This is a genomic window from Metabacillus rhizolycopersici (assembly GCF_020075705.1).
Map to the genome: position 1 here is coordinate 1 of NZ_JAIQUM010000109.1, position 11,880 is coordinate 11,880.

An 11,880-nucleotide genomic window follows, 5' to 3' on the forward strand; every position below is an offset into this window, starting at 1 on the left:
GGGTTAAGGCTTTAATCCATTTATAAATTGTGACTTCAGATACACCATATTCGCTGCTTAACGTACTCACCGAGCTACCAGTGTGATAAAGTTCCACCACCATCTTCTTAAAATCGTCGTTATATTTGCGCTTATTTCTTGATTCCATCCCGGACACTTCCTCTCTTATTTCTATCATAGAGAGTTAACTAAACCGTGTCCATGAAACTATACTAACTCCATGCATTATTAACTAATGCCATTTCATTACTTAACATTTCTATAAATTCCCTCAAAGAAGTGGACATATATTTATCTTTACGATAAATGAAAAGGGTTTTGACTTTTCCGAATTGATTTGGAATTGAGTGTTGGATAATAAGATCATCTTTTACATGTTTGTCTACTACACTTCGAGGAAGTAAGCTTATACCTAGTCCCGCAGATACACAGCCGATAATTCCATCAAGTGTTCCAAATTCCATTATTTTTTCTGGAATCACTCCTTCATGATGTAACCATTCTTCAAATCTTGCCCGATACGAACACCCATTACGAAAAACTAATATCGTTCGATTTTGTATCTCTTTTATAGAAGACAAAGGTTGATGGAACGAATCCGTTACAAGCACTAACTCTTCTTCTATTACCGTTTTATGAGTGAGATCAGGATGTTCAATAGGTCCTGCAACAAAAGCTCCATCCAATTCATATTGTAGAACACCTTGGACATTTTGCTCAGTTGGACCTGTTTTTAACGTAAGGTCAACAGCAGGATATTCACGATGAAACTTTGAAAGCAATATTGGTAAACGAACTGCAGCAGTCGTTTCCATCGAACCTATCACTAAAGGACCTTTTGGTGTTTGATCATCATTTATTACGTTTCTTACCTCATCTAAAAGTTTAAATATTTCATCCGTATACGAAAGTAATACTTTCCCTTTGTCTGTTAAAGAGGTTCCTCGATTATGGCGATAGAAAAGCGTTGTTTGAAGTTCTGTCTCCAATTGCTGAATTTTAGCTGTAAGATTTGATTGGGCATAATTTAGTTCTCTGGCTGCCCTTGAGATACTTCCTAACTCTGCGACTGCTTGAAAAAATCTTAAAGCTTGTAAATCCATGTTCATCCCCCTCTTCACTTTCTTTTGCTATCTGAATAATCGATACCTACATATCAATTTTATGTATTATACCATATAGCAAAAAACAGATAAGATAAAAATAGAAATAGAGATCATTTTAATTGGGAGGTGAAAAATTGAATAAACGTTCTTTTCTATTTTTGATTGGGGGAATTTTTTCATTAATGATTGCGATGGGAATTGGAAGATTTGCTTATACTCCTATTCTGCCACTGATGCAAAATGCCCTTTCGTTTAATGATGTAGTTGCGGGCTACCTTGCTTCAAGCAATTACGCAGGGTATTTCATTGGAGCGATTTTAGCAGGAGTTCTCCCTTTGAAAAAGCATAAAACATTTTATTTAAGAGGTAGCCTTGTGGTAAGTATTTTTACTACGTGCATGATGGGGCTTTCTCACTCTTACATTTTTATGCTTATAGTTCGCTTTATTTCAGGAGTCGCAAGTGCATTCATTTTTGTTTTAGCTTCCAGTATTGTCCTAGATAAACTGGCTGTTACAGGTAAAACAAATTGGTCAGGCTTATTTTATTCGGGGGTGGGGTTCGGTATCTTTTTTTCAACGCTCTTCATTCCGAGTTTTAACAATTTATTTATGTGGGAAGGTGTATGGGTAGGACTAGCCATTGTAAGCGTAATTCTCACTATCTTCGTATGGTTGTGGCTCAAAGATTCCCCAAACACAATGATAAAAAAGGATGAACAAATAGTTATTACACAAGCACCTCCCCTCAAATGGCTTCCTTGGTTAATTATCGCCTATGGACTAGAAGGGTTAGGTTACATTGTAACAGGGACATTTATTGTATCGATTGCTGAAAAGACCTCAATCTTTAGCATTGACCCTACTTTTGTTTGGATGGTTGTTGGATTAGGTGCGATTCCCTCATGTATCATTTGGTCAACCCTCGCAAAAAAATGGGGGTTTGTAAAATCATTAGTGTTTTCGATGATTCTACAATCCATTGGTATTGCACTACCTGTCTTCTGGTTGACCCAATCTGGTTTAATTATAAGTGCATTATTATTTGGAGCTACGTTTATGGGAATTACTACACTCACTACAACATTGGCACGCCAAATGAGTCCATCAAATAGTAGTCGAATCATTGGGTATCTAACCGCCATTTATGCTGCTGGTCAAATGATTGGACCAACAATCGCTGGAATGCTATCATCTTATACTCAAAGTTTTAATTCAGCTTTGATTGGAGCAGCTAGCGTAGTATTCATTGGAGCAGTGTTACTTGTAAGCGGTATTCGATTTGATCGAATGCCCAACATAGAAACTTCGTCTATTAAATCAAATTGAAAGAGGGAATTTTAATGCCATACGTAAATATTAAAATTACAAATGAGAATGTTACACCAGAAAAAAAAGCTGAGCTTATTAAGGGAGCAACACAATTACTGGTTGATGTATTAGGTAAAAATCCAAATACAACTGTTGTAGTTATTGATGAAGTTGATACTGATAATTGGGGCATTGCTGGAGAATCAATAACTGTTCGTAGAAAAAATGGTCAGTAATAAATTGTTGTTTTGATGTGTATAAACACCACTAATAATGAAGCAAAAAAGAGGAAATTGCTCACGCTACTTCTTCTTTTTTGCTTTTTCATATATGCCTTATGTTTCAGAGAAATTCACTACTTAAACAAACCTGTCCGTTAGTATCAATACTCATTCCATTAATCCGTTATAGTTCTTACTTGTGGTTTGAAATCCTGCGAATTAGCGAGCATTCACGAGAAAAAATTATCTATCTGAGGGAGTTTAAGTAGTATTTCAACAAAAAGGTGCGTTATCCCTGTTGGATAACGCACCATTAATAAAATAGGAAGATAAAATTATATTTCAATTTGTTTTATTACTTTAGCTGGATTACCACCAACTACAACATTATCTGGTACATCTTTAGTTACTACTGCACCTGATGCAATTACAACGTTGTTACCTACCTTTACTCCTGGGTTTATTACTGAACTACCTCCAATCCACACATTGTTTCCAAATGTAATCGGTTTTGCATATTCTTTACCTGAATTACGTTCAGTAGGATTAAGTGGATGTGTTGCTGTATAGATTTGTACTCCAGGTGCAAGCATACAATTATCCCCAAATCGCACTTCACAAACATCTAAAATGGTGCAGTCGAAGTTTGCATAAAAGTTTTCTCCTACGTGTGTGTTATAACCATAATCGAAACGAATATTTGGCTCCATATATAAGTTTTCTCCAGTTGAACCGAGTAATTCCTTTAATAATTTTGTTCGCTTTTCTCCTTCAGATTCTAAAGTTTGATTATATATCCTAACCTTGCCTCTTGCTTCCTCACGTTCCTTTAATAATACTGGGTCAGCAGGATTGTATATTTCTCCAGCCAACATTTTCTCTTTTTCCGTTTTCATTTTAATGACCTACTTTCAAATATATTCGATAATCAATTTTATTTTCCGATATTTTTAATTGCTGGTTCCATTAAGCATAAGGTTAAGTCCAAGACTTTGTAATCCATATAAATAATCTTGATTCCAATCACTTATTGTAAGGTCTGGAAGATGTTCTGACGGGATATATTTTGAGCTACCTATGGCAATCTTATCTAATATTGCATTTTCAACTTCATCGTTACAAAAAATGATGGTATGTGGGTTAATGATAGCTGTAAATGAGGCTACTAATCTACTGATTGCATCAATCTGATAATCCTCAGAGATAGTTACGTTTATAGGCCCACTTCCTTTTTCCAAAGCTTGCTGGAAATTTCGGTCATTATACTGAGGGACGAACGAAACTTCTCCTGCAAAAAATGTACTTCCTCGTACCACATCTCCATTTATCATAAATCCTGCTCCTGGTCCATTTTGACCAGAATACAAATATATAAGGGATTGATTGTGCTTAATTCCCTTATTATTGTGAAATCCGAGAACAGCAGCATTCATATCATTCTCAACTACGACAGGGATTGAAAAATGATCCTCATAGTATCCTTTTAAATCAAAATTTTGAAATTGCTCGTATCCTGGTATATAAAAAATCCGTCCGTTATCAACGGAACCTGGTACACCAATAGCTATAGAACTAATTTTCGGATATTTCTCCATTATCTCTTCAATACACTTGGTTAATGAACTTAAATCATCTTCTACTAATACACTAGAGGTTTTTCCCGTATCCTTCACTTCCCCTAGACAGTTAAAAACAATATAATTTGTCTCTTTTCTCTCTAAAAAGATTGCCAATCCTAACATATACTCTGAATTGTATGTATATCTTTTTGCTCTTCTCCCACCGTTTGAATCATCAAGACCGACTAAAATAAGTTCCCCTTCCCTTTCCATCTGTGCTAAGAATTTACTTATTGTCGGGAAGCTAATTCCTAATTTATCACTAAGTTCAACTTTTGTAGCACTTCCAAGTTCTAAGAGAGATTTACGAATACTGTTAAGGATTACCCTCCTCATCGATTTTGGAGTAGCCATTCAAAGCATCACCACCAATAATTAAAATAAACTTATTAAAGAAGTTTAATAAGTATCGAACAAAAAACTTATTAAACTTCTTTAATAAGTGATGTTGATAATATATCATATAAAATTACCGAAAACAATGAGAATAACATTGTTTATTAGAACGGATATAGGCTATTTTTTGATATACGAAATTAAGGTTCAATCTTAAACTATCCTGCACCATTACTTTAAGTACATTCTTTCACAATATCAATAGAGTAAAGCCTATTGAGACATATTCAAAGTACCTCTAAATTAGGTGTCAATTTAACCGATAATTTGCGCTTATTTTAAGTGCTAATTATCGAGCCAAGTGACAAAGTGAATTATAGTTGAATAGAGTTTTTCCTTAAACGTTTGTTTAAGGGACTTTAATAGTCGTCATTCTTTTCTCACATTTGAATGTTATAAATAATCATTGTCAACAATGTTACAATTCAACATTTTTTCACATATTTTTTCATGAAATCACTTGTCTGTATCCTGTAAATAAAATAGTCTTTAACTATAAGTAATCAAGAGTATGATTGAAATCATTATCTAACAAGGGGAGTGAAAAAATGTTACCAATCGAACGACAACAACAAATTTTAACATGGTTAGAACAAGAAGAAACATTGCGTGTTTCGGATATTAGTAAAAGATTAGAAGTGTCCGAAATGACGGTTTACCGAGATTTAAAACCTTTAATAGATCAGCAGAAAGTATTGAAAACATCTAATGGAATTACTCTAATTCCAAAAATCTATGCTTCTTCTAATCATTGTTCTTATTGTTATAAAGATTCAAACACAAGACTGTCTGTTCAATTAATTAAAAAGAATCAACACGTGGAGCAAGCTTGTTGTCCTCATTGTGGGCTTCTTCGATTTCAAGATATAGAAAATGACGTCTCACAAATTATTTGCCATGATTTTTTGAAAGACACAACGATAAGTGCTAAGACGGCAAACTTTCTTTTGAATGCAGATATAAATTTGAATTGTTGTCAACCACAAGTGATTGCTTTTGAATCTATTAAACAAGCTAAGCAGTTTCAAATGGGATTTGGTGGAGAAATATATCATTTTGAAGAAGCAATTCAAGCTATAACTGTAGAAATGCACGGTAATGGCTGTTTCCATAAAAAGTAAGTAGGGAAAAGAATGGAATCTGTAAAAGTAGAAACAACAATCAAAAATCCAAAAGAATCGACTGAAAAACATACAAAAGCCACTCTATATAAAACTGTATGGAGATGGCATTTTTATGCTGGAGTTATTTTTGCACCGTTTCTGATTATTCTTGCGGTTACTGGCTCTATCTATTTATTTAAGCCACAGATTGAACAAGTACTTTATCAAGATTATTACGAGGTTAACCCACAAGGAGATAAAATACCAGCATCCCAGCAGATTGAAGAAGTGAAGAAGCTATACCCTGATGCACAGGTTACAAAATATCGTCCTGGAGAAAACGCTACGCGTTCGAGCGAAGTAAGTATAACTTCTAATAATGAGTCTCTTACAGTCTTTATAGATCTCTATACAGGTAAGTCTCTTGGAGAATTAAATAATGCAGATCGAATTATGGATAAAATTGAAGAATTTCATGGGGAACTAATGGCTGGTACGTTAGGAGATAGAATTGTAGAATTGGCTGCTTGTTGGGCAATAGTGCTAATTGTAACTGGGCTTTTTTTATGGTATCCAAGAAAGAAGCAAAGTCTGTCTGGTGTTCTTTTTCCTAGATTAAAAAAAGGAAAAAAAATTCTCAGAAGAGACTTACACGCAGTACCTGCATTTTGGATAACAGCTGGAATGTTCTTTTTAATAATGACAGGTTTGCCTTGGTCGGGTTTTTGGGGTAGTAATTTCCAATCGTTAGCTACCAATTCTGGTGCAGGTTATCCACCTTCTATATGGTCAGGTAGTGCTCCAACATCCACCATAAAAACAAAAGATATAGCAGATGTCCCTTGGGCAGCTGAAAATCTAGATGTGCCTAAGTCAGAAATTCAAGGTTTTATCCCACTTTCAATTGATGATGTGGTTGCAATAGCGAATCGTGAGGGTATACATCCAAGTTATACTGTAAACATTCCAAATGAAAAAGAAGGCGTTTATACATTATCAGCTTTTCCACCCAAAGCACAAGATGAAGCTACTATTCACATTGACCAATATTCAGGTGCAGTTCTAGCTGATTATCGTTATGATAACTACGGTTTAATAGGAAAAACAGTTGCTTGGGGAATCACCTTGCATAAAGGTACTCAATTTGGTTTGGTTAACCAATTCATTAGCCTTCTTATTTGTTTAGGCATCATTTTTGTTGCAGTTAGTGGTTTTTATTTATGGCTGAAACGTAAACCGAAAAAAGAAATGGGTGCACCAAAAGCCCCAAGTATAAAAAAAATGAAACTCTTTCTAATCTTGTTAATTGGTTTGGGGATTTTGTTTCCATTGGTTGGTTTGTCACTTATTGTTGTGCGGCTAATTGACTGGTTAATTATTCAGAGAATATCTGTAGTTAAGAAATTTATGAATGCATAATTCGACAAGTAAAGGGTGTCTTTTGCCGTGAAAAAAAATATATGTATTTCTTTTATCTTTATTTTCAGCCTATTGCTAAGTGCATGTTCACTTGAACAGGATGTTGCTAATCTATACAAAAAAGAAAAGCCTCTTGAATCAGAAATCGTCATACCTGAATCCTTCTCAGATAATAAGCAGGAGACAATAGAGGTTGTTCTTACTCAAGGTGGTAAAATGGTTGACGGCGCAGATTATGTTCATTTTGAAATATGGAAACAAGACGGTACTGTCAAATATAATATGGAAGAAGCTGTGGAAGAAGGTAACGGAACGTATAGTATAAGTAAAAGCTTTGACAGTGATGGTTTATATTATGTAAAAGTGCATGCAAGCAACGATGGTTCAATAATTATGCCTCAAAAACAGTTTATTGTAGGGGAAATTTCTAAAAGTGAGTTAGAATTCTTACAAAAAGGTTTACAAAAACAAAATGAAAATCATGAACATCATCATTAAATTTATTCAAAAAATCCGATTTTCATTTGAAAACCGGATTTTTTATGAATATTTGTTTAGTGAGGAATCATGAATTGACCTATAAAGCCTTGGACTGAGCCAACTATCCCCTCATTATCCACTGGGATTCCCCAAAGATTTTGAATTCTTTCTGCTACTTTCAGGGCATGAATTTTATGGTCTTGTTGTATATTTTGAAATTCTTTCTTTATGTTAGGGTCCTTTAATTTCTCTATGCAATGTTCATAAGCATGGATGCCCATATATTGACCTTTTAAAAAGGCATTTAATATTTTTACTACATCGTTAACTGCCATATTAAAACACCCCTTTACATCTATTATCTTCCCAAAAGTAGAGAATATCCCTGCCTTTATTGTGTTAGCTCCAAACAAGACAATTTTTCCATAGCGTACTATTATCCATAAATCCCCACACAAATCCTTTCTCTCAGAAATTTTTTGTGAATTCGAAAGCGCAATACCTTTCAATTTGCGAATTGCAGCTTACGATCTTCAATTTTCTAGAATTGGGCGAAAGTCATCCTTTTCGATAAGATTGAGTTTTTAGTTCCATGCTCAAGGCAATATAACCGAGACGTACAATCATTATTTTTCCCACCTCGTTAACAGTATGGAGAAAGTTTTGGGAAGCAATTATGTTTAGTGAAAATGACTAATAAACGGATTCTCCTTAGTTTAAAAGTAAATCGGTTTTTTTTAACTATGGGTGTAATGGTAACTACAATTTAATGTATATTGAAAAATCCCAATTTTCGTAAAACTTACTCCTTTCAACCTAAATATAAAACGTAATAATTATGTTTTATATTTAGTGAACAATCCCTTCCCTGTCAATTCACCCCTGTCCAAATTTAAAGATAAAGAATATTATATGGAAATATGTGGACAATAAAGGAAGATTAACATAAAGAAGGAAAAGAAAGGCGGATCACGATGGATGACTTAGTAATTGCCCGCTCTCTCTTCGGAACAACTATGGGATTTCATATTATTTTTGCAACATTAGGTGTAGGAATTCCATTAATGATTCTTTGTGCAGAGCTTCTTTATCAAAAAACAAAAGACAAAGATTATGCAATTATGGCTAATCGTTGGACAAAAGGACAAGCTGTATTGCTAGGTGTAGCTATCCCTACTGGCACAATAGCAGGGGTACAGCTATCTTTATTATGGCCTGGATTTATGGAGGTTATTGGGAAAGTTATGTCCCTTCCCTTCCAAATAGAAATCTACGCTTTTTTTATTGAGGCTTTATTTATGTCAATCTACGTTTATGCAGCAGATCGGATTTCACCGAAAATGAGAATTTTAAGTGTTTCTCTTGTCCTATTTGGCGCTACTGCTTCCGCTGTATTAATTACAAATGTGCATGCTTTTGAAGGGACACCTACTGGATTCCGCATTCATAATGGAGAAATTGTTGATGTAGACCCATGGGCTGCTTTCTTCAACCCTAGCTTCTTAGTGTCAGCAGGCCATGTAGCTGTTTCTGCTTTTACGACAGGCGCATTTATGATTAGTTCAATTGCGGCTTTTAAAATGCTTAAGAACCGCAGTCAAGACCGAGTTTACAAATTTCATCGCAAAGCACTTATATTAGGTTTAACTGTAGGTGGGATCTTCTCGTTATTAACTGCTTTAAACGGTCATGAATCTGCACAAATGCTTCATGAATATCAACCTGAAAAGCTTGCAGCGGCAGAAGGTTTATTTGACACTCAAGATTATGCTCCACTTGCAATTGGCGGTTTTACAGACAAAGAAACTCAGGAAATAAAATATGGAATCGAAATTCCATGGGCTTTAAGTTTTCTTGCTGGCAATAGCTTTGATACGACTGTAATCGGTTTAAATGACTTTCCGGAAGAATATTGGCCTCCTCTATTTGTACATACATTATTTAATGGAATGGTATTAATCGGAAGCTTTTTAATTTTCTTAGCAATGGTTGGATTTGTTTGGAACAAAATATTAAAAAGGCCTCATTTTCCGAAACCATTAATGTGGGCTTTTGTGATTTCCGGTCCATTAGCCATCCTCTCTATAGAATTTGGTTGGATCTTTGCTTGCACAGGAAGACAACCTTGGGTAATCTACCGAATTTTAAAAACAGAAGATGTTGTAACAGGGTCTACTCAGATTGGTTTACTGTTTATTCTATTTTCAATTGTCTATGTCATTTTAGCTGTGGCCGTTTCACTCGTGTTAAGATACTACTTTAAACGCCATCCAGTTGAAAAAGAATTAGATTATTCTTCTAGTGAAAGCAGTATGAAAATTTAACTTTTAAAAAGGAGGGATTACTTATGACAGCAGATTCTTTATTAGCTATTACAGTCTTATGGGGGTTTGTATTTATATATGCAGTAATGGCAACTATGGATTTCGGTGCTGGATTTTGGTCAATGATTTACATCAATAAAGAAAAAACAAATGCCACAAACATTGCCAATCGTTATCTTTCGCCAACTTGGGAGGTAACAAATGTTTTTATTGTCGCAATTGTCATTGCACTTGTCAGCTTTTTCCCTGGTGCAACTTTTATTTTAGGAACGGTCTTATTACTCCCAGGAAGTTTCATTTTAATTTTGTTAGCACTAAGAAGTGGATTTTTAGTTTTCTCACACGTAGCAAAAGACTACGAAAAATCACTTACATATGTTTCAGGAATTTCAGGCTTTATCATACCAGGACTTCTTATGCTCGTCTTACCAATAACACATGGTGGGTATATTGAAGTAGTAAATGGTGTTCATCAGCTTCAATTTGAAAAATTATTTACGAGTCCAAACATTTATGCATTTATTGGTTTTGCAATAACTAGCACACTTTTTCTCTCATCGTTATTGTTAGCAGACTACTCAAATGTAGCTGATGAGTTAGATGCTTATAAAGTTTATCGACGCGATGCATTAACACTAGGTCCGATTTCACTTATTATGGCTTTTCTTATTATGATTACATTAAGAACAGAGGCAAATTGGCTTTATTCAAATATGATGAATTATTTACCATTTCTGATTGGTTCAGTTATTACTTTCTTTATTGCAGGAACAGCCTTAGTTATTCCCTCTGGTCGCCACAAAGGTAGGATAGGTCGCCCAAGATTAGCTGTTATTGCAGTAACAATACAATACCTATTAGCTAGCTATGCATACGGAAGGGCGCATCTACCTTATATGATTTATCCTGATGTCACGATTCAGTCTGGGTTTACACACCCAAATACGTTTAGAGCATTATTTATCACATATATCATAGGATTCCTAATTTTGTTTCCTGGTTTCATATACTTTTGGAGATTATTTATGAAGGATAAACGTTATTTAAAGCAAAGTGAAAATTAGCAATCATTTACAGGTTGCTTATTTTTTCTTTTTAGAAAGATTTGCTCCTTTTTCTTTTATGTATACTCATCTGCACCGTTATTTGGACCATGAGCACGTTTTGTCCACCCATTAAAATTTGGTGAACTGTTTGGGTTTCTTTATAAAATCCAATAACTGTTAAATCCACATCGTCAACGTCCCAAAGATGCCACATCAACTTCTGACCGTTTAAACTGGACATATATCACCAACAACACCTGACTTGTTTTCATATTTCCAATGATGCCTCTATTACCGAATTCTACTGCTTTTCTTTCCCAATCAATGTTTTCAAAATCGCTTTCTTGAACAAAATCAGGAATATCTTCAGGTAAAACTACTTTCCCATTAACCGTTTCGCCTGATGTACAGGCTACAACAAAAAGTAACTAGAGCAGAATCACGATCAAAGTGATTAACATAAAGCTTCTAATAAGCAGTAAAAAGGATCTTCGATTGGAAGTCCTTTTATACTGCTTATTCTACTAAAGCCATCCTTTAGCTTAGTATTAATGTATCCTATTAAACTTACATAAATTGGTGCATATAAAAATTTCCAACATATAATGAATCGATTATCCCAATTTACAGCACTCCTGAAACCACTGTACAGGTGGTTTTTTGGTTGAAATAGACTGTCTCATTAATTGAACAAGATCCCAAAGGATTACATGAATACTCTGTACAAATCTAGTTAAGTCGGGTAAGCGAGGGGCATCACTGCCCCTAACTCCCCTAAGAACCGTACGTGACAGTTTCCCATCATACGGCTCAAGCCTTCTTTTTGTCCAAACAACTCTTTTATCTAACGCAAGGT

Annotated in this window: 12 protein-coding genes and 1 pseudogene; 7 read left to right on the forward strand and 6 right to left on the reverse strand. The window is 34.7% G+C overall.

The genetic code is table 11. The features are described 5' to 3' along the window. Both K9V48_RS25135 and K9V48_RS25140 read right to left on the reverse strand, forming a co-directional pair. Nucleotides 1-148: transposase (locus K9V48_RS25135; RefSeq protein WP_224141852.1), on the reverse strand; the 148-nt coding region annotated here is incomplete at its 3' end. Between the two features lie 64 nt (nt 149-212). Continuing rightward, nucleotides 213-1,103, reverse strand: coding sequence for a LysR family transcriptional regulator (locus K9V48_RS25140; RefSeq protein ID WP_224141842.1), 891 nt, complete (start codon nt 1,101-1,103; stop codon nt 213-215). A 137-nt stretch (nt 1,104-1,240) separates the two neighbouring features. On the opposite strand from K9V48_RS25140, the gene K9V48_RS25145 reads away from it, so the two are divergent. After that, nucleotides 1,241-2,434: a YbfB/YjiJ family MFS transporter gene (locus K9V48_RS25145; RefSeq protein WP_224141843.1), complete on the forward strand. Its 1,194-nt coding sequence runs from the start codon at nt 1,241-1,243 to the stop codon at nt 2,432-2,434. Nucleotides 2,435-2,448: 14 nt separating this feature from the next. Beyond that, nucleotides 2,449-2,652 (forward strand): tautomerase family protein, encoded by a 204-nt coding sequence (locus K9V48_RS25150; RefSeq protein WP_035195477.1) that lies wholly within the window; start codon nt 2,449-2,451, stop codon nt 2,650-2,652. Nucleotides 2,653-2,972: 320 nt separating this feature from the next. Here K9V48_RS25150 and K9V48_RS25155 read toward each other — a convergent pair whose 3' ends face one another. Next, nucleotides 2,973-3,533: a sugar O-acetyltransferase gene (locus K9V48_RS25155; protein ID WP_224141844.1), complete on the reverse strand. Its 561-nt coding sequence runs from the start codon at nt 3,531-3,533 to the stop codon at nt 2,973-2,975. A gap of 54 nt (nt 3,534-3,587) precedes the next feature. Beyond that, entirely contained in the window at nt 3,588-4,610 is a 1,023-nt protein-coding gene (locus K9V48_RS25160; protein WP_224141845.1) for an ROK family transcriptional regulator, read from the reverse strand. A 590-nt stretch (nt 4,611-5,200) separates the two neighbouring features. Between K9V48_RS25160 and K9V48_RS25165 the strand changes: the two genes are divergently transcribed. Genes K9V48_RS25165 through K9V48_RS25175 form a run of 3 tightly spaced genes read left to right on the forward strand, consistent with a single transcriptional unit; the run spans nt 5,201 to nt 7,672 of the window. Next, entirely contained in the window at nt 5,201-5,773 is a 573-nt protein-coding gene (locus K9V48_RS25165) for a DeoR family transcriptional regulator (RefSeq protein ID WP_224141846.1), read from the forward strand. Between the two features lie 12 nt (nt 5,774-5,785). Continuing rightward, a complete protein-coding gene (locus tag K9V48_RS25170) occupies nt 5,786-7,174 on the forward strand; it encodes a PepSY-associated TM helix domain-containing protein (RefSeq protein ID WP_224141847.1) in 1,389 nt (462 codons plus the stop codon). A gap of 27 nt (nt 7,175-7,201) precedes the next feature. Continuing rightward, nucleotides 7,202-7,672: a FixH family protein gene (locus tag K9V48_RS25175; protein WP_224141848.1), complete on the forward strand. Its 471-nt coding sequence runs from the start codon at nt 7,202-7,204 to the stop codon at nt 7,670-7,672. A gap of 62 nt (nt 7,673-7,734) precedes the next feature. Here K9V48_RS25175 and K9V48_RS25180 read toward each other — a convergent pair. Beyond that, nucleotides 7,735-7,989 (reverse strand): annotated as a pseudogene (locus K9V48_RS25180) (DUF2383 domain-containing protein); the annotation flags it as partial. Nucleotides 7,990-8,628: 639 nt separating this feature from the next. On the opposite strand from K9V48_RS25180, the gene K9V48_RS25185 reads away from it, so the two are divergent. Continuing rightward, on the forward strand, nt 8,629-9,978 hold the full coding sequence (locus tag K9V48_RS25185) for a cytochrome ubiquinol oxidase subunit I (protein ID WP_224141850.1): 1,350 nt from the start codon (nt 8,629-8,631) through the stop codon (nt 9,976-9,978). 23 nt (nt 9,979-10,001) lie between these two features. After that, nucleotides 10,002-11,042, forward strand: coding sequence for a cytochrome d ubiquinol oxidase subunit II (locus K9V48_RS25190; protein ID WP_224141851.1), 1,041 nt, complete (start codon nt 10,002-10,004; stop codon nt 11,040-11,042). A gap of 596 nt (nt 11,043-11,638) precedes the next feature. Here the strand turns inward: K9V48_RS25190 and K9V48_RS25195 are convergent. Then, the coding region (locus K9V48_RS25195; RefSeq protein ID WP_263432948.1) for a hypothetical protein at nt 11,639-11,880 on the reverse strand (242 nt) is incomplete at its 5' end.